The organism is Sphingopyxis sp. LC81, from assembly GCF_000756375.1.
In the GTDB taxonomy this organism is placed as follows: domain Bacteria; phylum Pseudomonadota; class Alphaproteobacteria; order Sphingomonadales; family Sphingomonadaceae; genus Sphingopyxis.
In genome coordinates, this window is record NZ_JNFD01000039.1 from 24898 (window position 1) to 46850 (window position 21953).

Consider the following 21953-nt stretch of genomic DNA (forward strand, 5'->3'; position numbering starts at 1 on the left):
GGCGCGACATAGGCCGCCACCTTTTCCGCGTTCGCGCGTAGGACAGGGCGATGACCAACAGCTTCTCCCGCCCCGCCCTTGTCTGCAACCTGCGCAGCGGAAGTTCCGACGAGGCGCTCGTCGGCCGTTTGACCGAGATATGCGATACGGCAGGCGCGCCGCTCGTCCGCACGATCATCCTTCCCGACGCCGACCTGCCGTCGGCGGCCACGTTGGAGGGCGGCGGCATCGATCTGCTGCTCGTCCTCAGCGGCGACGGTACGGTCAACGCCGCTGCGGGCGCGCTCGAAACATGGAGCGGCGCGATGCTCCCGCTCCCCGGCGGGACGCTCAACCTGTTCCACAAGACGCTGCATGGCGATCGCGGTCCCGAGGATATCTTGCACGACGCGCTCGCGGGCAAGGCGCGGCGCGTCCATCCGCCGACGATTCTCTGCGACGCGGGGCGCGCCTATATCGGTGTGATCGCCGGGCCGACGACCGCATGGGCCGAAGTCCGCGAGCAATTCCGTTCGCTCAGCCTCAGCGGGCTGGCCGAAACCATCCCCGATGCGATCGATGCGACGCTTCATGGCGACGGTGTGCGCATCCGCGGCTCGGACGAATCGTTCCAGGCGATCAACCTGACGCCAAAGCCCGACCGCATCCTCGCCGAGGGGCTGATCACCGACAGCGCCGGGTCGATCCTGAGCCACGGGATCGCCTGGCTCGGCGGCGATTTTCGCGAAGGGCCGAGCGTCGACCTGTCCGAACGCCGCGCGGTCGTCATCGAAGGCAAAGGATCGATCGGCCTGCTGCTCGACGGCGAACCCGCCGAATTGCCGTCGGGCGCAACCTATCGCCTCGAAGCCAGCCCGCTCGCATTTCTCGCCACGGCACCCGCCACGCGATGACGCGGCTCTTCCATATCAGCGACCTGCACTTCGGGCTCGAGGACCCTGCCGCGCTTGACTGGTTCCGCGAATGCGTGCGCCGCGAGCAGCCCGATGCGGTGCTGATCACCGGCGACCTCACGATGCGCGCGCGCAGCCATGAGTTTGCCGCCGCGTGCGACTGGATCGGCGCGCTCGACGTGCCCGTGACGGTCGAGGTCGGCAATCATGACCTGCCCTATTTCAACCCGATCGAACGCTTCTTCTATCCCTATCGCCGCATTCGCGGGATCGAGCGGCTGGTCGAACGCGAACTCGACCTGCCCGGCGTCGCAGTCGTGCCGCTGAAGACCACCGCGCGCGCGCAATGGCGGCTCGACTGGTCGAAGGGCTGGGTGACGGCGCGGGCGCTGGAAAAGACACTCGCGGCGATCGACGCGCTGCCGCGCGGCACGACGGCTCTGGTCACCGCGCACCACCCGCTGGTCGAAGCGGGCACGAAGGGGCGCTCGCTCACCCGTGGCGGCGAACGGGCGCTGCGCGAACTGGCCAAGCGTGGCGTCGCGGCGGTGCTCACCGGCCACGTCCACGACGCCTTCGATCTCGTCGCGCAAACCACATCCGGACCGATCCGCATGATCGGCGCAGGGACGTTATCGCAGCGCATCCGTTCGACCCCGCCAAGCTTCAATGAACTGCGGATCAAGGACGGCGCCATCGCCGTGCGCGTGCGCAATATCGAGGCGGTTCCGACCACCGATATGCAAATCGCCGACATCCCGCCCGACGCCCTGCCACCGCGCACGCCGGATGAACCCGTCGCGCCGATCGACGCCGTGCCGCCGGTCGATCCGCCGGTGCATTGACGCCGCGCCTTATCCCGTTACGTTGCAAGAAAAAACGCAAAATGGGATGAGAGACGATGCTGACAAAGGGCGATGATTTCCCGCTGCACCAGAGCGCCGAGCCGATCGCGTTCGCGGGCACCGACCGCAATTTCTATGACCGTTATTTCTTCAACGGCTATTCGCCCGACGGGTCGGTCTTTTTTGCCGCGGCGATGGGTTTCTATCCGCAGCTCGGTATCGTCGACGCCGCTTTCTGCGTGCTGGTCGATGGCGTGCAGCACAATCTGCGCGCGAGCCGCCGCTCGGGTGGAGAGCGGCTCGACCTGTCGGTGGGGCCGATTTCGATCGGCATCGACGCACCGCTCGAAACGCTGACGCTGCGCATTGCCGCGAACGACGGCCCGCTCGCCGCCGATCTGCGTTTTACCGCGCGCCATTTCCCGATCGAAGAACCGCGCTTTACTCGCCGCAATGGCACGCGCCTGTTCATGGACTATACGCGCATGACGCAGAACGGCCATTGGTCGGGATGGCTCTCGGTCGATGGTGCGCGTGTCGATGTCGATGCCGGCTGGGCCGGAACGCGCGACCGCAGCTGGGGAATCCGTCCCGTCGGTGCCGCCGAGCCGCAGCCGCCGCCGCAGGGCAATTTCCACCAATTCTTCTGGTTGTGGACGCCGTGCAATTTCGCCGACCGCTCGCTCTTCTTTCACAGCAACGATGACGGCGAGGGGAGCCCATGGAACCGCCGCGCGCTGCTGGTCGGGGCCAACGGCGGCGAGCGCCATTATGCCGATCCCGCCTTCGCCGCCGAATGGCAGCCGGGCACGCGGCGCCTGAGCAAGCTGACCGCCGATTTCGACGGCAGCACGCGCCTGACGCTGACCCCGAGCGGGCCGACCTTCGCGATGAGCGGACTCGGCTACACCCATCCCGTCTGGGGTCACGGTTTCGATCACGGCGATCTCGAGGTCGCGCACGACAGCCTGTCCGAAGCCGAACGGACCTGGGGCAATCCGCTAGCGATGCATGTGCAGGCGCTCGTCCGTGCCGAGCTCGCCGACGGCGACCGCAGCGAAAGCGGCGTCGGTGTGCTCGAACAATTGTTCGTCGGCCCGCATGCGCCGACCGGCCTCTCCGGCCTGCTGGACCCCGCACCGTGAGCTTTCCGACCTCGCCCGAGGCGATGCAGCCAGGGTGGCTCGGTGCGGTGCTCGGACACCCGGAAAAGCTGAAGGGTTTCGTCGCGGCCAAGGTCGGCACCGGGCAGATGTGCGACAGCTATCGCCTGACGCTCGACTGGGCGGATGGCGTCGACGCCCCCGCGACCGTCATCGCCAAATGCCCCAGCCATGACGAGGCGAGCCGCAATATCGCCAAGCTTACCGGCACCTATGTCAAGGAAATCAGCTGGTATCGCGAGCTTGCCGCGGCCAGCGGCGTTCCCGCGCCGATCTGCCACCATTGCGACATCGCCGACGATGACGTCGATTTTGTCCTGATCCTGTCGGACCTCGCTCCGGCACGGGCGGGCGACCAGCTTGCCGGTCTCGGCCTTTCCGGGCTGACCCCTTGCATCGAAGCGGCGGCAAAACTTCACGCCTATTTGTGGAACGACGCCCGGCTCGCGCAGATGCCCTCGCTTGCGCGCGACAATGCCGGGCTGATCCGCGCCCTGTTCCCCCAGCTCTATGCCGGTTTTCGTGAGCGTTATGCGGCAAGGCTCGCGCCCGACGTGCTCGACCTCGGCGCCGGGCTGGTTACGAAACTCGACGCCTATCTGGCGCGCGAGCCTTCGGTCCGGACGATCGTCCATGGCGACCTGCGCGTCGACAATATCCTCTTCACGCCGGACGGCGAAGCCTGCTGGATCGTCGACTGGCAGACGCTAGGGCGCGGCAGCGGCGCCGCCGATCTCGCCTATCTGGTCGGCACCAGCATCGCCGATCCGTTCGAGCGCGCCGCAGCCGACCGGCCCGCCTTCGACCATTGGATCGCGGCATTGACCACCGCGGGCGTCGAGCCCGATGCCGAAGCGCTGTGGCCCGATTACCGCGTCGGGGCCTTGAGCGGCTATTTCATGGCGGTCTTCGCCTCGATGAGCGTCGAACGCACCGAACGCGGCGACGAGATGTTCGCGGTGATGGCCGAACGACCAGCGCGTCAGGCGCTCGCGCTCGGGAGCCTCGACCTGCTCTAACCGAGCCGGTGCGGCGTCGGATCGCCCGTTTCCCAACGGAAAAGGGCGGCCCGTTGCCGGACCGCCCTTCCTTTCTCCGTCCGTCGACGGAAGAAACTGATTAGCGCTTCGAGAACTGGAAGCTGCGGCGGGCCTTGGCCTTGCCGTACTTCTTACGCTCGACGGCGCGGCTGTCGCGGGTCAGGAACCCGGCCGTCTTCACGACGCCGCGCAGTGCGGGTTCGAAACGGGTCAGCGCCTGTGCGATGCCGTGCAGCACGGCGCCCGCCTGGCCCGACAGACCGCCGCCCTTGACGGTTGCGATCACGTCATACTGGCCAACGCGCTCGGTCAGACCGAAGGGCTGGTTGATGACGAGGCGCAGTGTCGGACGTGCGAAGTAAACTTCCTGGTCGCGGCCGTTGACGGTGATCTTGCCCGTGCCGGGCTTGACCCACACGCGGGCAACGGCGTCCTTGCGGCGGCCGGTCGCATAGGCGCGGCCCTGCTTGTCGACGATCTTTTCGCGCAGCGGCGTGGTCGAGACCGGAGCGGCAACGGTGCCTTCGACGGCGCCGGCGAGATCCTTGAGATCGGTCATGGTCTGTTCGTCAGCCATTATGCACCCACCTTGTTCTTGCGGTTCATCGACGCGACGTCGATCACTTCGGGGCTCTGCCCTTCATGCGGATGTTCGGTGCCGGCGAAGATGCGCAGGTTGCGCATCTGCTGGCGGCCCAGGGGCCCACGCGGGATCATGCGTTCGACAGCCTTTTCGAGCACGCGCTCGGGGAAACGGCCTTCGAGGATCTTCGCGGGGCTCGTTTCCTTGATGCCGCCGGCATAGCCGGTGTGCTTGTAGTAACGCTTGTCCTGCAGCTTCTTGCCCGTGAACGCCACCTTCTCCGCGTTGATGACGATGACATTGTCACCGCAATCGACGTGCGGGGTGAACGACGGCTTGTGCTTGCCGCGCAGGATGTTGGCGATGATCGATGCAACGCGGCCCACAACGAGACCCTCGGCGTCGATCAGCACCCATTTCTTTTCGACCGTACCGGCATTCGCCGAAACAGTCGTCTTGGTCAGCGCCTTCATCATGGCGACCTCCTTGACAGATATGGACTAGGACGAGCAGCCATGCCGCCGCCCGAAAACAAACCGCGCCGCCTGATCCTGGAAGGGACGCAGCGGCGCTTCGGAGCGGGCCAATGGCGCCAACTGAGCGGAAAGTCAAGCAGATCGCGGCTTTGCTGACAGGTATCATAATACCACAGGCCTTAGGAAGCGAACTCCAGCGCCCGGACCCGCTCTTCGACGAGCGTCCGTCCGACGCCTTCCGTCTCGACGATCCAGCTCTGCCGCTGTTCACGCATCACCAGTCCGGTGGCGGTGTCGACGGTCCATAGATTGTCGATTTCCAGCGGCTTGGCGGTGCCGGCGACGGGTGCGGAATCGCGCTCGACCTTGGCGATCGTCTGCAACGCGCCGTCGTGCACGATCGACACGCTCGCACCGTCCGCCTGCGCCGAGAGCGGGATGGCGCCATTTGCGGGCGCAACCAGCGCCCGGATATCGGCGGTCGCCAGCCGGTCGCGTTCGGCGGCGGGCAAGGCGGCGATCAGCTGTGCCAGCTGCCGGGCTTCGGGCCGTCCCGCCTTGGCCCCGACCGCCTCGATCCGCGCCGTCACCCGCTCCCACAACGCGTCCGGGTCGACAAGATCGATCCGGCTGCCGTCGGGCGCGACAAGATAGGCCATCGCTTCGCCGACCAGCGGCTCGAGCATCAACGACAGCGCACGGGTCACTTCGGGCCGGGCATCCGAATCGATCCGCTGCAGCACCGCCTCGAGCTGGTAACCGCGCCCGACGCGCTGCCATTGCAGCGCATAAACGAGCGAGAAGTTGACCAGCGATCCTTCGCGGCCGATCCGGCGCGTGGTTACGCGATAGGTCATCGGCCGGCCCACCGGGGGAGCGAACTGAAAATGCGCGGCCGCCGCGGCCGGAACATCGCCCAGCGCGGGGGATGGAAGGGGCTGGGCCACCAGCAGCAAGAGTGCGCCGCCGATACCGCCGACCGAAATCATGCCGCGCGGCGACCCAGCCGGTGAAGCGCCGCCGCGGCGATGGCGACAAGGATCGCGCCGGTCACCTGGTGCCACACGGCAACCCACATCGAAACGCCCGACACGACGGTCCAGATGCCGAGCAGCATCTGCGCCGCGACGACCAGGGCGAGCAGCCGCGCCTCGATATGCGCGCCGCGCCGCGACAAGCTGCGCGCAAGGAGGAGTAACGCGATCGCCGCGGCCCACGACCACCAGCGATGGAGAAAATGGATCAGGAAGGGATCATTGGTCAGCGCAAGCCAGGCACCGCCCGCCCAGTCGATACCCTCGGGCACGAAATGATCGTTCATCAGCGGCCATGTGCTCGCGACAGAACCGGCGTTGAGCCCCGCAACCCACGCGCCGAGCAGCAGCTGGACGAAGAGGATCGCGATGATGCCGATCGCGGGTCCGGTCAGGCGCGCCGGCCGCGCGGCGGGATCGCGCGCCAGACTATCGAGGTCGCGCGCCGTCCACACCAAACCGCCAAGCAGGAACAGCGCGGTCAGCAAATGGGTGGCGAGGCGGAAATGGCTGACGTCGGTGCGATATTCGAGCCCCGAGGCGACCATCCACCAGCCGATCGCGCCCTGCAACCCCACGAGCGCGGCAAGCGCGAGCAGCCGCCAGCCGTATCCGGTCGGGATCGCGCGGCGCCAGGCGTACCAGATCAAGGGCACGACCAGCGCCATGCCGACGAGGCGGCCGAGGATGCGGTGCAGCCACTCCCAAAAAAAGATCGCCTTGAACCCCGCCAGCGTCATGCCAAGGTTGATCTCCTTATATTCGGGGATCTGCTTATACTTCTCGAATTCCGCGATCCATCCGGCCTCGCTCAGCGGCGGCAGCACGCCCGAAACGGGACGCCATTCGGTGATCGAAAGCCCCGATTCGGTGAGGCGGGTGATCCCGCCGACCCCAACTACGATGATCACGAGCAATGCGACCGCCCAGAGCCAGCGCGCGAGCGCCGCGGGGCGGGGTTGGCGGGCGGCAGGCGCCGGCAAGACAGAGGCGTGCGTCATGGCCCGCCCTATCGGCGCTTGCCGGGCGATAGGCAAGGGGTCCGAAGCCGGGCATCGGGGGGAAATTCATGGCCCCGACAGGTGCGACTTGATAGGGGATGCCGATGCTTCGCAACGCCCGATCGATCTTCGCCATCCTGTCGTTGTCGATGGCTGCGCCAGCTTTCGCCCAGCAATCCCCTTACGCAGCGCTGGCCGCAACGGAGGCGCGCGTCGCGACCATCGGCTTTCGGCTGACAACCGCCAACGCCGCCTGGTGCCCGGTGCGCCAGCCCCAGTTCGGCTGGATATGGGGCGACCCGCGCCTTTACACCGCCGACCGGCGCGCCGAGGCGCTCGCGGCCTATGGGATCACCGACCAGCTTCCCCCTTTCATTGCGGCGCTGGCCCCGCACGCGCCCGCCGCATCGGCGGGAATGAAGGTCGGCACACCCGTCACAGCGATAGCGGACACGCCCGTCCCCGACGGAAGCGGGGACCATCCCTTCGCACGTATTACGGCGATCGAAGGCAGCATGGCGGCGCTGCCGGTCGATACCGCGATCGCATTGCATGTCGGCGCCGGGCGCATCGTCACCCTCACGCCGGTCGCGGGCTGCGTCAGCGATTTTCGGGTCGAGGCCAGCGACAGGCCCGCCGCTGTCGCCGACGGGCGGATGGTCCTCGTCAATCAGGGCCTCGCCGATTTCGCCGCCGATGACGAGGAACTCGCGGCCGCGATCGCGCACGAGCTGGCGCATAATATATTGCGCCACCGCGCGCGGCTCGACGCCGCGGGGGTCGATCGCGGGCTCGGCAAGCAATTCGGCCGCAATGCCCGCCTGTTCAAGCAGACCGAGGTCGAAGCCGATCGGCTGTCGGTGTGGCTGCTCGCCGGCGCGGACTATGATCCCGCCGCGGCAGCGCGTTTCTGGTCGCGCTTCGGCCAGCGAAAGGGGCGGCCGATGTTCCAGGCCAGCACGCACCCGAACTGGCGCGACCGCGTCGCGGCGCTCGAAGCCGAAGCATCGGCGATCGCTTCGCTGCGCAAGGCGGGCCAACCGCTGCGCCCGCCGCTGGTCGACGCCCCGCCGCCCTTGGAATAGCCCGGCGCACATCCTATTTCGGGAACAATCACCTCTCCCCGAAAAGGATCGACGCCCATGACCCAAGAGACCGCCATTTTCGCCGGAGGCTGCTTCTGGTGCACCGAAGCCGTGTTCCAGTCGCTCAGCGGAGTCGAGGGCGTCGAGAGCGGCTATATCGGCGGGACGGTCGAGAATCCGACCTATAAGCAGGTTTGCGGCGGCGACACCGGCCACGCCGAAGCAATCCGCATCACTTTCGATCCCGCCGTCATTTCCTACGACGACCTGCTCGACGTCCATTTCGCGACGCACGATCCGACGACGCTCAACCGCCAGGGCAACGACATCGGCACCCAGTATCGCAGCGCCCTCTTCCCGCTCGATGCAGCACAGGCCGATGCCGCGCGCGCCGGAATCACCCGCGCCGCCGCCGATTGGCCCGCACCCATCGTCACCACGATCGAGAGTGCGTCCCAATGGTATCCGGCCGAGGATTACCACCAGTCCTATTGGGACGGCGAAGGCCAGCGCAATCCCTATTGCATGGCGGTGATCCCGCCAAAGCTGGCTAAACTTCGCAAGGGATTCAGTGATCGTTTGCGCGCCGAATAGACGAGCGTGAATCGACGCGACGGCTGTTGCAATATGGCCGCATGACGTCACTTTTCATTGACTTTCCAATTGTTTTGTCTAGCGGACGCGCCTTCGCTGGGGCAGGATGCCCCTGAAACGCAGTTGGGGGCACGGCCAGGTGCTGGCATCACTGTTTCTGATCGGCGCGTTGGTGACGACGCCGCAGATGTCGGTTCAAGCCGCAAGCCAGACCGCTGTCGAAGACGGGGCGGGCGGGATGACGCGCGCCGTCAACCGGATGGTGGGCGGCATCGTCAGCTATGCAAGCTGGCCCGATGGCTCGGCCGCCGCCGCCCGGACGATGTGCATCGTCGGCACGCCGCGGCTGACCGATCGCATGGCCCCCGATGTGCCGGGGCCCGGCTCGGTCACGGTCCGCCGGACGACCACCGCCACCGTCACCCCCGAGTGCGACATCCTGTTCCTCGGCCGGATGCCCGTCGCCGATCGCCGGCAACTCATCGCCTGGGTGCGCGGGCGCCCGGTCCTGACCATCACCGACGATGACGCCGCCTGCATCTATGGCGCGATGTTCTGCCTCAGCAACAAGGCGGCGAGCATCAGCTTTTCGGTCAATATCGACGCGATCGGGCGCGGCCCGCTGCGCATCGATCCGCGCGTGCTGCGCATCGGCGGCGGCAAAGGCGGCGCGGCATGACCGGACAGACCCCCACGCCCCCGGTCGAACGCATCGGCGCGCGCACGACGCTGCAAAAACTGCTGTCGCGCTTTCATTTTGGTATTACCCTGTTCGCGGTCGCGCTTTCGGGCCTGACCATTTTGCTCGCCGGGGTCACCGCGCTGCGCGGCTATGCCGACCGCAATATGGAACTCGCGGCGCAGCTCGGCGCCTATGGCGTCGAACCCGCGCTGGTGTTCAACGATCCGCAGGCGGTCCGCGAAGGGCTGGAACCGTTGACCCGGATTCCGGGGATCGCCCGCCTGCGCGTGCTCAACGACGTCGGTCGGCCGGTCACCGAATGGACCTCACCCAGCGCCGACCCGGCGCCGATCCTGACGCGTATCTTCTTCCCCCGCCCCTTCGCCGTCACCGTCCAGCGCAACGGGTCGGCGATCGGCACGATCGAGGTGTGGGGCGACAGCTCGACGTTGGTCGATTATGTCCGCCTCGGCCTGCTTGCCGGCCTCGGCTGCCTGCTGATCACGGCGTTCGGCACCATCTTCCTCGCGCGGCGCTTCGAATATGAGCTGGTCAAGCCATTGAACGAAATTGCGACCGTCGCGCACGACGTGCGCCTGCACCGGCGGTTCGACAAGCGAGTCAAGCCGCTCGGCATTGCCGAGCTCGACCGGCTGGGCGGCGATATCAATGCGCTGCTCGACGAATTGCAGGGCTGGCAGGGGCATATGGAAAGCGAGCGCGCGATGCTCGCGCACCGCGCGTCGCACGACACGTTGACCGCGATGCCGAACCGCGCCGCGTTCGACGAGCAACTGGCGGAGCGCATCCGGGCGGCCGAGGGTCGCGGCGACCGCTTTGCGCTGCTTTTCATCGACGCCGATAATTTCAAGGCGGCGAACGACAATTTCGGCCATGCCGCGGGCGACACCGTGCTCGTCGCGCTATCGGCCTGCATCAAGGAAACGCTTCGCAAGGGCGATTTCGCCGCGCGGATCGGCGGCGACGAATTTATCGTCATCGTCGACCCGCTCGACACCGACGCCGTCCCCAGCGATCTGGCGAGCCGGATCCGCGCCTGCGTGTCGCAGCCCATCGCGCTGCCGGGCGGCGAAACCTATCGCGCAGCGGTCAGCGTCGGCGTCGCGGTCTTCCCCGACGATGGCAGCAACGCCACCGCGCTGCTCACCGCAGCCGACGCCGCCATGTATGCCGACAAACTGACCAACCGTTCCCGATGATAACCAGCGGAGTAATGCCGTGACCCTTGATTTCCCCCGATCGATCCGGACCTTTTTCCTCATCGGCTTCGCCGCATTGCTCGCGGCGTGCCAAAGCGTGCCGCCATCCACCGGCTTCACGCCGGAACAAATCGCCGTTCTCCAGTCGCAGGGCTTCGTTGAAGATGGTCCCGGGTGGATGCTGAACATGCCCGAGCGGCTGCTTTTCGCATCGAACGAAAGCAGCGTGTCGCCCGACCAGCTACAACGGATCAGCGATATCGCCGTCAAGCTCGTCTCGGTGGGTATCGCAACCGCGCGGATCGAAGGTCATACCGATTCGACCGGCGCCCCGGCGTATAATCTGACGCTGTCGCAGGCACGCGCGGAAGCCGTCGCGGCGCCGATGCAGGCGGGCGGCATGCGGTTCACCGCGGACCAGGTCGTCGGCCGCGGCGAGACCCTGCCGCTGTCGAGCAATGCGACAGCGGAGGGTCGGCAGGACAACCGGCGCGTGGTCGTGATCGTCACGCCGCAGTGACGCGGCGATCGGCGCTCCCCGGACTCTTTTCTTAAGCAAAGTTCGCGGTTAAGCCCTAGCATATGAAACCGATCCGCAAAGCCGTCTTCCCCGTTGCCGGCCTCGGCACCCGCTTCCTCCCTGCGACCAAGGCGATACCCAAGGAAATGCTGCCGGTCGTCGACCGGCCGCTGATCCAATATGCGGTCGACGAAGCGCGCGAGGCGGGGATCGAACAGATGATCTTCGTCACCGGCCGCGGCAAAAGCGCGATCGAGGATCATTTCGACGTCGCGTTCGAACTCGAAAAGACGATGTCCGAGCGCGGGAAGGATCTGTCGGTGCTCGAACCGACGCGCCTCGGCCCCGGCGCCTGCGCCTATGTCCGACAACAGGAACCGTTGGGCTTGGGCCATGCGATCTGGTGCGCGCGCGATATCGTCGGCGACGAGCCCTTTGCCATCTTCCTACCCGACGAATTCATGCACGGATCGCCCGGCTGCATGAAACAGATGGTCGATGCGTATCAAAAGGTCGGCGGCAATCTGATCTCGGTGCTCGAAGTGCCGCACGAACAAGTGTCCGCCTATGGCGTTATCGCGCCCGGCGCGCGCGATGGCGCGCTCACCGAAGTCCACGGCCTCGTCGAAAAGCCGCCGGTCGCCGACGCGCCGTCGAACCTCATCATTTCGGGCCGCTATATCCTGCAGCCCGAAGTGATGCGCGTGCTCGAGGGACAGGAAAAGGGCGCGGGCGGCGAAATCCAGCTCACCGACGCAATGGCGACGATGATCGGCAACCAGCCCTTCCACGCCGTCACCTTCGACGGTGCGCGTTATGACTGCGGTTCGAAGGCCGGATATATCCAGGCGAACCTCGCGGTCGCACTCGGGCGCCCGGACATGGCCGACGAAGTCCGTGCCTTTGCGGTCGACCTGCTGAAATAGGAGCGGCGGAGGCTGCAGCCCCCGCCGGCCCGGCGATTATTCGCCTTCGATATTCGGTTTCGGAAAGCTGTCGGCCCCAAGCGTCTTGTAGAGCAGCCCGCCAATCGCCCCGCCGATCAACGGCGCGATCCAGAACAGCCACAATTGCTGCAGCGCGATGCCACCCACGACCAGCGCGGGACCGGTGCTGCGCGCCGGGTTGACCGAGGTGTTGGTCACCGGGATCGAGATGAGGTGGATCAGCGTCAACGCGAGGCCGATCGCGATCGGCGCGAAGCCCGCGGGCGCCCGCCCGTCGGTCGATCCCATGATGATCCACAGGAAGAAGGCGGTCAGCACGATCTCGATGATCAATGCCGACGTGATATCGTAATTGCCCGGCGAACCCGCGTCATAACCATTGGCAGCGAGGCCATTTGCGATGTCGAAGGTCGGGCTGCCCGCCGCAACATGATAAAGCAGGAACGCCGCGACGATCGCGCCGAGCACCTGCGCGATGACATAGAGCGGAATATCGCGCGCGTCGAAGCGCCCGCCCGCCCACAGCCCCACAGTGACTGCGGGATTGAGGTGACAGCCCGAAATATGGCCGATCGCATAAGCCATGGTGACAACCGTCAGCCCGAAAGCAAGCGAGACGCCGAGCAGTCCGATCCCGACATCGGGAAATGCCGCGGCCAGAACCGCGCTGCCGCAACCGCCAAAGACAAGCCAGAACGTGCCGATAAATTCGGCTAGTCCCTTTTGGATATTCGTCATGATGACCCTCCTCCCCGCCGACGGCCTCTGACGCCCCCGGCGCGAACCGCATCCTATCAGCGCTGCGCGAACGGGCAAGCCCTTGTCGAATCGAGACGAATCAGGCGGCGGCAACCGCCTCGACGAAGTCGCGCGCGCGCTGGTGGAGCGACAGCGCCGCTTCGGTCAGCCCGGCGGACAATTTGCCCAGCGCCTGCGCGCCATCGCCGACGGCGGTCGCGCCATGCCCGATCTCGCGGACACGCGCGTCGATTTCGCGGCCAGCGAAGACCGCCTGTTCGACATAGCTCGCGATCGTCAGCGTCGTCGCGCTCTGCCCGTCGACCGCGCGGTCGATCGCGTCGGAAAAACCGTTGTTGGCGTCAATCGCCTTCTCGACCTCTTCAAATCCGGCCGCGACCTGTTCGACGATATCGCGGATCCGGTCGACATATTGGGTGATGTCGCCCGCCGCGGAGCGCGTCTGGCTGGCCAGCGTCTTCACCTCCGACGCGACCACGGCAAAGCCGCGGCCGGCATCGCCGGCGCGCGCGGCCTCGATCCCCGCGTTGAGCGCGAGCATGTTGGTACGGCTCGCCATGTCGATGATCAATGCGAGCATCTGCTCGATCGACTGACTCGCCGCCTTCAATGCGACCGATCGATCGCTGGCCTGCTTGATCTTGCGATGCGCGTCGCCGCGAACGGTGCGCGCGCGCGATCCGTCGTCGACGATCTTCGCCATTGTCGCGGCGAGCGCATGACCGCGATCGCCGAGGTCCTGCAGCCCGGCCAGCGTCTGCGCCGTCGCGCCCGCGACGGTGACCGCGTCGCGGCCCGTTTGCTGCGCGCGTTCAGACAAGGTGCCGGCGACCGCTTCGACCTTGCGCGCCATTTCGGACAGCGTCGCGGTGAGCGCGGTGATGTCCTGCTGGAACCGCCGCCCGGCATCGTCGATGTGCGTCGTGCGCGCCGCACGCTCCTGTGCCAGTTCGACCTCGCGCAGCATCGCCAGCTTGGCGAGCTGACCGCTGTCGAGTGTCTCGACGAACCGTCCCGCCCGGACGAGGATCAGCTCCTGCTGCCCCGGTGACTGTGCCACGATGCGCAGCAAATCGGTCGTCGACCGTGCGACATCGGCGGTCGGACAAGGTTCGATCATCGAGGCGATCGAGCCGCCGATCGTCGGATTCTGCATCAGCGAGAACCAGAAGGGACAAAAGAGCAATTCGCGCACCCGCTGTTCGCGAATGATGCCTACCGGCCGCTCGTCGCCATCGACCACCGCGAGCGCGCGGAGCTGCGGATTGCCGCGAAACAGGTCGATGACCTGCGACATATGCGCGTCGGCGCCGATCGCGGACGCGTGGCCCGGCGATGGCGTAAAGGCATATCCCATGGCGTTCATCACTCTCTCTTCAGTCTGCGACCTTGTTCGCGCTCCGACCTAGAGCCGCTTGGTAAACAGCAATTTAACCATTTATTTCAGTGATGTGACACACCGGCCGCGCGCGGCGCCGATCCGTCGCAATATCCTGTTCAGATCGCGGCGGTTATGCGATGGGGCGTCATCGGCGAGGAGAAGAAAATGCGCGTTTTAATCTTGGCGGTCATGGCCGCGCCCCTGCTCGCTGGCTGTTTCAGCGCGGTCAAGACGGTCGTCACCGCGCCGGTGAAAGCTGTCGGTCAGGTCGCCGACTGGTCGACGACCAGCCAGGACGAATCGGATCGCAACCGCGGCCGCGAAATGCGCAAGCGCGAGGAACAGCTGGGCAAGCTGTCGCGCCAGCGCGACAAGGCGGCCGAAAAGTGCCGCGACGGCAAGGCCGACCAATGCCAGCGCGCCGAAGTTCTGGAGCATGAGATCGAAGCGCTAATGGCGGCGCCGCGTTAAGCGGATTTAGCGTACCCGCCGGCCCGTCCACACGACGCGGCCGACCAGTTGCACCGACGCCATCGGCAGGTCGTCCCAGCTGCGATAGTGCGGATTGTCGCTGATCACCGAAATGCGGCCCTGCCCCGGCGCGCGCGCGACGCGCTTCACCATCAGCACATCATCCATGCGCAGGACATAGATGCCGTCGCGCAGCCGCGCCGCCGCATCGCCGCCGTCGACCAATATGTCGTCGCCATCGTCGAGCGTCGGCGCCATCGAATCGCCCTCGACGCGAATGATGCTGAGCGCGCGCGGATCGGCGCCGAGGTCGCGCAGCCATTTGGGGTCGAACGCGACCTCGCCCTCGACGGCTTCGCCATCGACGCTGGCGCCCGCACCCGCCGAGGCGCCGATCGCGAGTTTCGGCACCAATATCATTCCGGGCCCGCGCACCCGCGCCGGCGTCGCGACACGCTGTACAGGCCCGCCCAGCATCGCTTCGGACACGCCGAGATAGGCGGCGATCCGCGCGCGATCCTGCTCGGCCAGCCGCCGCGGCGAGCCGCGCTTGATATATTGCTGGATATAGGCGGGGTTGCGCCCGATCACCTGCGATATGCGCGCATAGTCGATCCCCCTTTCAGCCAGGAGGCGGTCGAGCGCGGTGCGCGGATCCTGATCGAAATCGGCCATAGGTCGCTGGGGGCTGTCCTTCCTATTTCGTCTCTAGCAAACGGATTTTTCCTAGACAAGTAGGAAAATTGGCATCAAATAGGAAATATCCTATTGGGTGAGTCGCCCGGTTTCAGTGCGATCAGGGAGGAAAATATGGAGCGCAGCCTGCTGCAACGGATCGAGGCCTTTCTGAAGGAATCGGCGATGCCGCCGAGCGTGTTCGGCCGCGCCGCCGCGCACGACCCGCGCCTCGTCGCCGATTTGCGCGGGGGCCGCGAGCCGGGGCTCGACATGACATGCCGCTTGGAACATTTCATGAACAAATGGCGTGCCGAACGGCGCGCGGGCCAGGTCGCGCCGCAGGGCGACCGGCGAACCCGCGCCTTCCGCCGTATCGAGCAGGGAGCACAGGCATGATGCGTTGGTCCCCGGCCTTGCCGCCGCGTCCCGGTTGCCCGCATCGGCGGCTCCGCCATCTGCTTGTGCGCGAATTGCCGCAGGGGCTGGCGCCGGGCGCATCGACCTTTCGCCCTTGGGCGAGCGCGAGTTTCGTCGGCGCGCGTCACCTGTTTCCCTGTGTGCTCGCGGCGGGCGATAGCGAGCCGGTCCGACGCGCGCTGCACGATCGGCTGAACACGGCCGAATGGACGCTCCCCGGCCATATCGTCGCCGATGTCGTGGTGGAATGCGGGACCGAGCCGCAGACGCTGCGGATCGAGATATTGACGGTCGAGGATTAGCCGACCGACTGGCGCGTCATCCGCTGCAAGGTGCTGAGCGCGGCTTCGAGCGCGAAGTCGACTTCGGGTTCGCTTTCGGGCGCCACAGCTTCGGGCACCGGGATCGCGGTGGTCGAAACGGGGGCGGCTTGCCGGCGACGCGCCAGCCCGGCTTCGAACCGCGCGACCATCGCGTCGAGCGATTTGTCGGCGGGATCGGGCATCGGCGGCGGCGAGGTCATCTCGGCGGGTTGCAGCCAGGGCGCGTCGCCGTCGAATTCCTCTTCGGGCGCGAGATCGGCGAGCACCAGTTCATCGGCGTCATCGGTCGCTGCTTCGTCCAGCCACAAGCCGGGAGCACCCAGTTCAGCGATGGCGCTTCCGTCCAGCCCACCCACAGGCAGGTCGCGCCCGGCGCGGATCGGCGGACGCGGCGGATCGTCGGGATGCAGGTCAACGCGACGCCGGCGCGTCAGAATCTCTTCGCTATCGTCACTCTCCACATCATGGGAGGCGCGGCGAAAACGGTCGCGCAGCGAGGACAGCCCCGCCGCTTCGGGTTTTGCAATCAGCAGCGCGACGAGCCCCGCGATCAACGCGGCGAACGCCGACATGCCGAACGCGAGCGCCATCCGTCCGCCATTGCCGATCGGCTGCACGAAAAGGTCGGAGAGGCGGTCGAGATAGAGGTTCCAGCTGATCCCCGCGACCCACGAAAAGGGCATGACCGCGGCGAACATGAAGGTCAGCGCCGCGGCGCCGATCACCGCCGGAATCGCGGGCTGGAGCGCGCGCAGCAGCGCGGTCGCCGTCGCCTTGGTCCGATTCTCGCTGGTTTCTTCCATATCGTTTCAAATCCATCGGCCCGTCGGGCCATTTGTCGTCACTTAGAATCGCGGCGTTCAGGCGCCGCGCAGCAATCGCTGGTAAACCGGCTCGTAACGTAAAATGTTTGATGACCAGTTACGATGACTTTCCACAAATATACGTGCCGTCCGCCGTCGCGCGGGCCACATCTCGCGATTTTCCAGCAGCTTGGCGAGCGCGCCCGCAATCGCGGCGGGGTCGTCGGGCGCGAACAAGGTGCCCGTTGCGCCATCCTCGATCAGTTCGCGATGCCCGCCGACGTCGGACGCGGCGACGAGCTTGCCCTGCGCCATCGCCTCGAGCGGTTTCAGCGGCGTGACGAGATCGGTCAGCCGCATCTTCTTGCGCGGATAGGCGAGGATATCGATCAGCGAATAATAGCGCTCGACTTCCTGATGCGGGACACGGCCGACAAAATGGATGTGCGCGGCAGCAGGCGATGCCGCGGCCTGCGCCTTCAACGCCGCCTCCCTCGGCCCGCCGCCGACGAGGAGCAGCCGCGCCTTGGGCTGCGTGGCGACCAGCGCAGGCATCGCCGCGATGAGGTCGTCGATCCCCTCATAATCGTAAAAGCTGCCGATATAGCCGATCACCGCATCGTCGGCGGCAAGGCCGAGCGTGTCGGCCAGCGCGCCGTCGCGCGGAGGCGGATCGCCGAACAGCTCGAGGTCGACGCCGTTCGGCGACACGGTGATTTTGTCCGCGTCGATCCCGCGCGCGATCAGGTCGCCGCGCAATCCTTCGCAGATCACCGCGACCGCATCGGCCGATTTCACCGCGTGGGTTTCGAGCTGCTTGGTGAGCCAGTAACGCAAACTGCCTTCGCGCCCGGTGCCGTTGCCGACCGACGCATCCTCCCAAAAGGCGCGAATTTCATAGATCACCGGGATGCCGAGTTTTTTGCCGACGCGCAGCGCCGCGAGACCATCGAGCACCGGCGAATGCGCGTGCAGCACATCCGGCTGCCATTCACGAGCCAGCGCCTCGACGCGCCTCGCAAGCGCCCCGATTTCGCGCCATTCGCGGATCACCGGAAGCCCGGTTGCGATCGGAGGCGTGCGATAGAAAGTCAGCCCGTCGACGGTCTCGCCGTCCGGACCCGGCTCGGGATGCCGCACACCCGTCACGCCCGCAACTTCCCAACCCTTGGCGACCTGCGCCTTCATCAGCGCGCGCGTGCGAAAGGTGTAGCCGCTGTGCGCGGGCAGGCTATGGTCGAGGACGTGCAGGATGCGTGTCATGGGCCAGTGCACTGACATACAAGCCTTAACGCGGCGTCAACCCCGATCGCGTAGCCGGAGCGGACATGGTCGACAATTTTTCCCTTGGCTTGACGCACGTCCTGATGGCGATTGCGCTCTGGCGCCTGCTCCATCGCGACGATCTCGATCGCGAGGTCAGCCCGCGCCTGCTGTGGCAGCAACGCCGCGACGCCGAACGCGCCGAAGCGGATGCCCGCCCCGATGCGTGACCTCGCGTTCGTAGCCTTTCTGTTCGCGTTCATCGGGATCGGCTTTCGCAAGCCATTCCTGTTCGTGCTGTGCTTTTGCTATATCGACATCGTCGCGCCGCAGCGTCTGAGCTATTTCCTGATCAACTCGATCCCGGTTTCGCTGATCGTCTTCGGGCTCGCAATCGCCGGCTGGCTCGTCGCCGACGACAAGAAGGATACCCGCTGGTCGGGGCGGCAGACCCTGCTCGTGATGCTGCTCGTCTATTGCTGGATGACGACGATCTACGCCGATTTCCCCGTCGAGGCGGCGGACAAATGGAGCTGGGTGTGGAAGGCGCTGATCTGGGCGATCTTCCTTCCGCTGACGCTGCGGACGAAGCTGCGGATCGAGGCGCTGGCGCTGATGTTGCTGCTCTCGGCGGCGGCGATCGCGATCGCGGGCGGTATCAAAACCGCAGCGGGCGGCGGCGGTTATGGCACGCTTCGGTTGCTGCTGAGCGAAAATTACGGGCTTTACGAGGGCAGCACCATGTCGTGCGTCGCCATATCGATCATCCCGCTGATCCTGTGGTATCGCCGTCACGGGACGATCTTTCCGCCCGACTGGATGGTGTCGGCCTTCTGCTTCGCACTGGTCTTCGCCTGTGCCCTGCTGCCCGTCGGCACGCAGGCGCGCACCGGGCTGATCTGCCTCTTCGTGCTCGCGCTGCTGTCGCTGCGCGCGGTCAAACACCGCCTTCTCTACATCGCCGGCGCGGGACTGCTCGCGGCCGCCGCCATTCCTTTCTTGCCGCAAAGCTACACCGACCGGATGGAAACGATCCGCGGCTACAAGTCCGACCAGTCGGCTTCGACGCGCGTCGCGGTGTGGGCGTGGACCTGGGACTATGCGAAGGACAATCCCATGGGCGGCGGCTTCAACGCCTTCCTTCAAAATCGTGTCCGCGTCGAAAAGGAAGCGAGCAGTCCAGAAGAGACGGCGAGCGTGTATGAGGAAGAATCGCGCGCCTATCACTCCAGCTATTTCGAGATGCTGGGCGAACAGGGCTATCCGGGAACCGCCATGTGGTTGCTCCTCCATTTTGCGGGACTGGTCCAGATGGAACGGATCCGGCGGCGCTACCTGAAAACGCGGCGCGGCGAAGAGCAATGGATCGCGCCGCTGGCGACCGCGCTGCAGCACGGCCACATCGTCTATCTGGTCGGCTCGCTGTTCGTCGCCATCGCCTTCCAGCCCTTCATCTACATGATGCTGGCGCTCGAGATCGGGCTGACGACCTATTGCCGCCGGCGCGAACAGGAAGCGGGCTGGCGACCGCTGACGCCGCGCCCGATGGTGGCCGCGTGAGCGCCACCGCCATGCCGCGGCAGATGCTGCCGACCCTCACCGGGCTGCGCGGATTCGCGGCGCTGATGGTGCTGCTCTACCATATTCGCGGCGCGATGGGGGGCTTCCTGCCCGATCGGGTGATTGCGGTGCTGGCCGAGGGCTATCTCGCGGTCGACCTGTTCTTCGTGCTGTCGGGGTTCGTGCTGTGGTGGACCTATGGCGCCGAATTCCGCGATCAGGGTATCCGCGCCGCACCGCGCTTCATCATACGGCGATTTGCCCGCATCTTCCCGCTCCACCTCGCGATCCTGTCGGCGATGCTGCTGTTCGCGGTGGCGCTGCTCGTCAGCGGGCGTGACCCCGGCGCGCATTACAGCTTCGCCGCGCTGCCGGCGCATTATCTGCTGGTCCAGAACTGGGGGTTCGGCAACGGGCTGACTTGGAACGATCCGGCCTGGTCGATCTCGACCGAATGGGCGGCCTATCTGCTGCTGGCGATCGCCGGCGGCTGGCTGACCCGGCTGCCGCGCGGCGTGTGGAGCTTCCCTTTGTTGATCATCGCGATGGCCGCCGGCCTCGGATGGTGGTTCGCGGCCACCGGCCGCGCGAGCATTGGCGACGATATTCCCGCGACCGGCCTGCTGCGCTGTCTCGTCGAATTCGGCATCGGTATCCTGCTTTGCCAATGGTGGACGGCGCAGCGCGAAGCGCCCCGCGGTACGGCGATCATCTATGGCACCGCGCTCGGCCTCATTGGCGCCGCGGTGCTTCTGTTCGGGGTGGCCGGGTCACAGCCCGCGGCCGTGCCGCTGATCATGACCGCCGTCGTCATCCTCGCGCTGCAGGCCTCGACGGCGCCGCGGCCGCTCCTGTCGGGCCGGATCGCGCAATGGCTCGGCGAAATCAGCTATGCCGTTTATCTGTCGCATTTCTTCCTGTGGATCCTCTTCAAGCTTTTCTTCGTCGACGATCCGGCGCTGGTCCATCCGGTCAAAATCCTCGCCTTCATCCTGTTGACGCTCGCCGTGTCGCATCTTCTCCATATCGCGCTCGAAGTGCCGGGGCGGCGGATCGCCCAGCGGGCCGGCGACCGCCTGCTCGCCGCACCGCGCACCATCTTCGCCGCGGGCCGTAGCGAGACCTGATCCGCGGGCGCCGGATCGCGGCCGGGGAACCATCAGCGGCGGCGAGGCGCTATGGATCCATGTCCGCTCCGCGCCTTGTCCATGTCGACGACAGCCTGCCCGGCATCAGCCGCACCCGTTCGGGCGTCGGCTGGCGCTATCGCGACGCCAGGGGCAAGATCATCCGCGACCGCGACGAGATCGACCGGCTCAACGCGATCGCGCTTCCGCCGGCCTATGAGGACGCATGGTTCTGCCCCGCGGCGAACGGCCATATCCTCGCGACCGGCTACGACGCGCGCGGGCGCAAGCAATATCGCTATCATCCTGATTTCCGGATGGCGCGCGAGGCCGATAAATATGACCGCTGCGCCGCCTTCGGCCATGCGCTGCCGTTGCTGCGCGCGCGCCTCGTCGATGATCTGAACCGCCGGACGCTCGGCCCGGAACGCGTCGTCGCGGCGGTCGTGCGCCTGCTCGACCTCGCCGCGCTGCGGGTCGGGAACGAACAATATGTCGCGGCGAACAAAAGCTTCGGCGCGACGACGCTTCGCCAGCGCCACGCCAAACTCTCGGGCAAGACGCTCCGCCTCAAATATATCGCCAAGGGCGGCGCCAAGCGCGAGGTCACGATCAGCGACCGCAGCCTCACCACGCTGGTGCGCCGGCTCCAGGACCTGCCCGGCCAGAATCTCTTTCAATATGAGGATGAGGGTGCCCTCTGCGCCGTCGCGTCCGACGATGTGAACGCCTATATCCGCGAAGCGATGGGCGACGAGTTCAGCGCCAAGCATTTCCGCACCTGGTCGGCGAGCGTCGAGGCATTCGCCTTCCTCTACGACGCGCCCGAACCGCCGACCTTAAAGGCGATGCTCGAACATGTCGCGGACCGCCTCGGCAACACCCCCGCGATTGCGCGCAAGGCCTATGTCCACCCGGCAATGCTCGCCGCGGCGCAGGCGCGCGAAGACTTTGCCGCGATGGTCGGCAACCTGCCGCGCGCGACGCGCTATCTTTCGCGTTACGAACGCGGATTTTTGACCTATCTGGAGCAGGCGCCCGCGGCCGCGGTGCTGCTCCAATCCGCCTGATCCGACGTACATAGGACC

General features: G+C 66.3%; 26 protein-coding genes. 17 read left to right on the forward strand and 9 right to left on the reverse strand.

The window, feature by feature from the left end:
* Window positions 1-50 precede the first annotated feature (50 nt).
* From FG91_RS18150 to FG91_RS18165, 4 genes are read left to right on the forward strand one after another with little or no spacing between them, the layout of a single operon-like run.
* Window positions 51-893, forward strand: a complete 843-nt coding sequence (locus FG91_RS18150) for a diacylglycerol/lipid kinase family protein (RefSeq protein WP_037517826.1) — start codon at window positions 51-53, stop codon at window positions 891-893.
* Window positions 890-1738, forward strand: coding sequence for a metallophosphoesterase family protein (locus tag FG91_RS18155; RefSeq protein WP_037517828.1), 849 nt, complete (start codon window positions 890-892; stop codon window positions 1736-1738). Before FG91_RS18150 ends, FG91_RS18155 begins: the two co-directional genes overlap by 4 nt.
* A 56-nt stretch (window positions 1739-1794) precedes the next feature.
* Window positions 1795-2883, forward strand: a complete 1089-nt coding sequence (locus FG91_RS18160; RefSeq protein WP_037517830.1) for a hypothetical protein — start codon at window positions 1795-1797, stop codon at window positions 2881-2883.
* Window positions 2880-3920, forward strand: coding sequence for an aminoglycoside phosphotransferase family protein (locus FG91_RS18165; protein WP_037517832.1), 1041 nt, complete (start codon window positions 2880-2882; stop codon window positions 3918-3920). The genes FG91_RS18160 and FG91_RS18165 overlap by 4 nt, the downstream gene beginning before the upstream one ends.
* A gap of 100 nt (window positions 3921-4020) precedes the next feature.
* On the opposite strand, the gene rpsI is transcribed toward FG91_RS18165, so the two are convergent.
* The 4 genes from rpsI to FG91_RS18185 all read right to left on the reverse strand — a co-directional run bounded on the left by rpsI (window position 4021) and on the right by FG91_RS18185 (window position 7035).
* Complete coding sequence (gene rpsI, locus FG91_RS18170) at window positions 4021-4518, reverse strand: 30S ribosomal protein S9 (RefSeq protein ID WP_037517835.1); 498 nt, start codon at window positions 4516-4518, stop codon at window positions 4021-4023.
* Window positions 4518-4997 carry a 50S ribosomal protein L13 gene (gene rplM / locus FG91_RS18175; protein ID WP_037517894.1) on the reverse strand — a complete coding sequence of 160 codons (480 nt, stop codon included), beginning with the start codon at window positions 4995-4997 and terminating at the stop codon, window positions 4518-4520. Before rplM ends, rpsI begins: the two co-directional genes overlap by 1 nt.
* 182 nt (window positions 4998-5179) lie before the next feature.
* Window positions 5180-5989 carry a hypothetical protein gene (locus tag FG91_RS18180; RefSeq protein ID WP_037517838.1) on the reverse strand — a complete coding sequence of 270 codons (810 nt, stop codon included), beginning with the start codon at window positions 5987-5989 and terminating at the stop codon, window positions 5180-5182.
* Window positions 5986-7035: a COX15/CtaA family protein gene (locus FG91_RS18185; RefSeq protein ID WP_037517841.1), complete on the reverse strand. Its 1050-nt coding sequence runs from the start codon at window positions 7033-7035 to the stop codon at window positions 5986-5988. Before FG91_RS18185 ends, FG91_RS18180 begins: the two co-directional genes overlap by 4 nt.
* A gap of 104 nt (window positions 7036-7139) precedes the next feature.
* On the opposite strand from FG91_RS18185, the gene FG91_RS18190 reads away from it, so the two are divergent.
* From FG91_RS18190 to galU, 6 genes are all read left to right on the forward strand, one after another.
* Window positions 7140-8120 (forward strand): M48 family metallopeptidase, encoded by a 981-nt coding sequence (locus FG91_RS18190; RefSeq protein WP_037517895.1) that lies wholly within the window; start codon window positions 7140-7142, stop codon window positions 8118-8120.
* A 57-nt stretch (window positions 8121-8177) separates the two neighbouring features.
* Window positions 8178-8714: a peptide-methionine (S)-S-oxide reductase MsrA gene (msrA, locus tag FG91_RS18195; RefSeq protein WP_037517844.1), complete on the forward strand. Its 537-nt coding sequence runs from the start codon at window positions 8178-8180 to the stop codon at window positions 8712-8714.
* Between the two features lie 106 nt (window positions 8715-8820).
* Window positions 8821-9393, forward strand: a complete 573-nt coding sequence (locus FG91_RS18200; RefSeq protein ID WP_235212088.1) for a YfiR family protein — start codon at window positions 8821-8823, stop codon at window positions 9391-9393.
* A complete protein-coding gene (locus FG91_RS18205; RefSeq protein WP_052187867.1) occupies window positions 9390-10616 on the forward strand; it encodes a diguanylate cyclase in 1227 nt (408 codons plus the stop codon). Before FG91_RS18200 ends, FG91_RS18205 begins: the two co-directional genes overlap by 4 nt.
* A gap of 19 nt (window positions 10617-10635) precedes the next feature.
* The gene (locus tag FG91_RS18210; RefSeq protein ID WP_052187869.1) at window positions 10636-11136 is read left to right on the forward strand and encodes an OmpA family protein; all 501 of its coding nucleotides are present in this window, start codon (window positions 10636-10638) and stop codon (window positions 11134-11136) included.
* A 62-nt stretch (window positions 11137-11198) separates the two neighbouring features.
* Window positions 11199-12062: a UTP--glucose-1-phosphate uridylyltransferase GalU gene (gene galU / locus FG91_RS18215; protein ID WP_037517846.1), complete on the forward strand. Its 864-nt coding sequence runs from the start codon at window positions 11199-11201 to the stop codon at window positions 12060-12062.
* 36 nt (window positions 12063-12098) lie between these two features.
* On the opposite strand, the gene aqpZ is transcribed toward galU, so the two are convergent.
* Both aqpZ and FG91_RS18225 read right to left on the reverse strand, forming a co-directional pair.
* Entirely contained in the window at window positions 12099-12821 is a 723-nt protein-coding gene (aqpZ, locus tag FG91_RS18220; RefSeq protein WP_037517848.1) for an aquaporin Z, read from the reverse strand.
* 100 nt (window positions 12822-12921) lie between these two features.
* Window positions 12922-14208: a methyl-accepting chemotaxis protein gene (locus FG91_RS18225; RefSeq protein ID WP_235212089.1), complete on the reverse strand. Its 1287-nt coding sequence runs from the start codon at window positions 14206-14208 to the stop codon at window positions 12922-12924.
* A 180-nt stretch (window positions 14209-14388) separates the two neighbouring features.
* Between FG91_RS18225 and FG91_RS18230 the strand changes: the two genes are divergently transcribed.
* The gene (locus tag FG91_RS18230) at window positions 14389-14694 is read left to right on the forward strand and encodes a hypothetical protein (RefSeq protein WP_037517902.1); all 306 of its coding nucleotides are present in this window, start codon (window positions 14389-14391) and stop codon (window positions 14692-14694) included.
* Window positions 14695-14700: 6 nt separating this feature from the next.
* Here the strand turns inward: FG91_RS18230 and FG91_RS18235 are convergent, their stop codons facing one another.
* Window positions 14701-15369 (reverse strand): S24 family peptidase, encoded by a 669-nt coding sequence (locus tag FG91_RS18235; RefSeq protein WP_037517850.1) that lies wholly within the window; start codon window positions 15367-15369, stop codon window positions 14701-14703.
* A gap of 135 nt (window positions 15370-15504) precedes the next feature.
* Here FG91_RS18235 and FG91_RS22140 point away from each other — a divergent pair, with 135 nt between their 5' ends.
* Window positions 15505-15768: a hypothetical protein gene (locus FG91_RS22140; RefSeq protein WP_152568176.1), complete on the forward strand. Its 264-nt coding sequence runs from the start codon at window positions 15505-15507 to the stop codon at window positions 15766-15768.
* Entirely contained in the window at window positions 15765-16091 is a 327-nt protein-coding gene (locus FG91_RS18245; protein WP_235212090.1) for a hypothetical protein, read from the forward strand. Before FG91_RS22140 ends, FG91_RS18245 begins: the two co-directional genes overlap by 4 nt.
* On the opposite strand, the gene FG91_RS18250 is transcribed toward FG91_RS18245, so the two are convergent.
* Together FG91_RS18250 and FG91_RS18255 are read right to left on the reverse strand one after the other, a co-directional pair.
* On the reverse strand, window positions 16088-16915 hold the full coding sequence (locus FG91_RS18250) for a hypothetical protein (protein ID WP_037517853.1): 828 nt from the start codon (window positions 16913-16915) through the stop codon (window positions 16088-16090). The two genes, FG91_RS18245 and FG91_RS18250, sit on opposite strands and share 4 nt — an antisense overlap.
* A 57-nt stretch (window positions 16916-16972) precedes the next feature.
* Window positions 16973-18178 (reverse strand): TIGR04063 family PEP-CTERM/XrtA system glycosyltransferase, encoded by a 1206-nt coding sequence (locus FG91_RS18255; protein WP_037517856.1) that lies wholly within the window; start codon window positions 18176-18178, stop codon window positions 16973-16975.
* Window positions 18179-18243: 65 nt separating this feature from the next.
* On the opposite strand from FG91_RS18255, the gene FG91_RS22205 reads away from it, so the two are divergent.
* From FG91_RS22205 to FG91_RS18270, 4 genes are read left to right on the forward strand one after another with little or no spacing between them, the layout of a single operon-like run.
* Window positions 18244-18408 (forward strand): hypothetical protein, encoded by a 165-nt coding sequence (locus FG91_RS22205; protein WP_162835126.1) that lies wholly within the window; start codon window positions 18244-18246, stop codon window positions 18406-18408.
* Window positions 18401-19738, forward strand: coding sequence for a putative O-glycosylation ligase, exosortase A system-associated (locus FG91_RS18260; RefSeq protein ID WP_037517908.1), 1338 nt, complete (start codon window positions 18401-18403; stop codon window positions 19736-19738). Before FG91_RS22205 ends, FG91_RS18260 begins: the two co-directional genes overlap by 8 nt.
* Window positions 19735-20865: an acyltransferase family protein gene (locus tag FG91_RS18265; protein ID WP_152568177.1), complete on the forward strand. Its 1131-nt coding sequence runs from the start codon at window positions 19735-19737 to the stop codon at window positions 20863-20865. The genes FG91_RS18260 and FG91_RS18265 overlap by 4 nt, the downstream gene beginning before the upstream one ends.
* A gap of 59 nt (window positions 20866-20924) precedes the next feature.
* The gene (locus FG91_RS18270) at window positions 20925-21935 is read left to right on the forward strand and encodes a DNA topoisomerase IB (protein WP_037517859.1); all 1011 of its coding nucleotides are present in this window, start codon (window positions 20925-20927) and stop codon (window positions 21933-21935) included.
* Window positions 21936-21953 lie beyond the last annotated feature (18 nt).

Bases quoted from the DNA above. Each gene is read 5' to 3' on its own strand.
- FG91_RS18150 (WP_037517826.1), top strand. From the start codon at position 51: ATGACCAACAGCTTCTCCCGCCCCGCCCTTGTCTGCAACCTGCGCAGC.
- FG91_RS18155 (WP_037517828.1), top strand. From the start codon at position 890: ATGACGCGGCTCTTCCATATCAGCGACCTGCACTTCGGGCTCGAGGAC.
- FG91_RS18160 (WP_037517830.1), top strand. From the start codon at position 1,795: ATGCTGACAAAGGGCGATGATTTCCCGCTGCACCAGAGCGCCGAGCCG.
- rpsI (WP_037517835.1), bottom strand. From the start codon at position 4,518: ATGGCTGACGAACAGACCATGACCGATCTCAAGGATCTCGCCGGCGCC.
- rplM (WP_037517894.1), bottom strand. From the start codon at position 4,997: ATGAAGGCGCTGACCAAGACGACTGTTTCGGCGAATGCCGGTACGGTC.
- FG91_RS18180 (WP_037517838.1), bottom strand. From the start codon at position 5,989: ATGATTTCGGTCGGCGGTATCGGCGGCGCACTCTTGCTGCTGGTGGCC.
- FG91_RS18185 (WP_037517841.1), bottom strand. From the start codon at position 7,035: ATGACGCACGCCTCTGTCTTGCCGGCGCCTGCCGCCCGCCAACCCCGC.
- FG91_RS18190 (WP_037517895.1), top strand. From the start codon at position 7,140: ATGCTTCGCAACGCCCGATCGATCTTCGCCATCCTGTCGTTGTCGATG.
- msrA (WP_037517844.1), top strand. From the start codon at position 8,178: ATGACCCAAGAGACCGCCATTTTCGCCGGAGGCTGCTTCTGGTGCACC.
- FG91_RS18200 (WP_235212088.1), top strand. From the start codon at position 8,821: ATGCCCCTGAAACGCAGTTGGGGGCACGGCCAGGTGCTGGCATCACTG.
- FG91_RS18205 (WP_052187867.1), top strand. From the start codon at position 9,390: ATGACCGGACAGACCCCCACGCCCCCGGTCGAACGCATCGGCGCGCGC.
- galU (WP_037517846.1), top strand. From the start codon at position 11,199: ATGAAACCGATCCGCAAAGCCGTCTTCCCCGTTGCCGGCCTCGGCACC.
- aqpZ (WP_037517848.1), bottom strand. From the start codon at position 12,821: ATGACGAATATCCAAAAGGGACTAGCCGAATTTATCGGCACGTTCTGG.
- FG91_RS18225 (WP_235212089.1), bottom strand. From the start codon at position 14,208: ATGAACGCCATGGGATATGCCTTTACGCCATCGCCGGGCCACGCGTCC.
- FG91_RS18230 (WP_037517902.1), top strand. From the start codon at position 14,389: ATGCGCGTTTTAATCTTGGCGGTCATGGCCGCGCCCCTGCTCGCTGGC.
- FG91_RS18235 (WP_037517850.1), bottom strand. From the start codon at position 15,369: ATGGCCGATTTCGATCAGGATCCGCGCACCGCGCTCGACCGCCTCCTG.
- FG91_RS22140 (WP_152568176.1), top strand. From the start codon at position 15,505: ATGGAGCGCAGCCTGCTGCAACGGATCGAGGCCTTTCTGAAGGAATCG.
- FG91_RS18245 (WP_235212090.1), top strand. From the start codon at position 15,765: ATGATGCGTTGGTCCCCGGCCTTGCCGCCGCGTCCCGGTTGCCCGCAT.
- FG91_RS18250 (WP_037517853.1), bottom strand. From the start codon at position 16,915: ATGGAAGAAACCAGCGAGAATCGGACCAAGGCGACGGCGACCGCGCTG.
- FG91_RS18255 (WP_037517856.1), bottom strand. From the start codon at position 18,178: ATGACACGCATCCTGCACGTCCTCGACCATAGCCTGCCCGCGCACAGC.
- FG91_RS22205 (WP_162835126.1), top strand. From the start codon at position 18,244: ATGGTCGACAATTTTTCCCTTGGCTTGACGCACGTCCTGATGGCGATT.
- FG91_RS18260 (WP_037517908.1), top strand. From the start codon at position 18,401: ATGCGTGACCTCGCGTTCGTAGCCTTTCTGTTCGCGTTCATCGGGATC.
- FG91_RS18270 (WP_037517859.1), top strand. From the start codon at position 20,925: ATGTCCGCTCCGCGCCTTGTCCATGTCGACGACAGCCTGCCCGGCATC.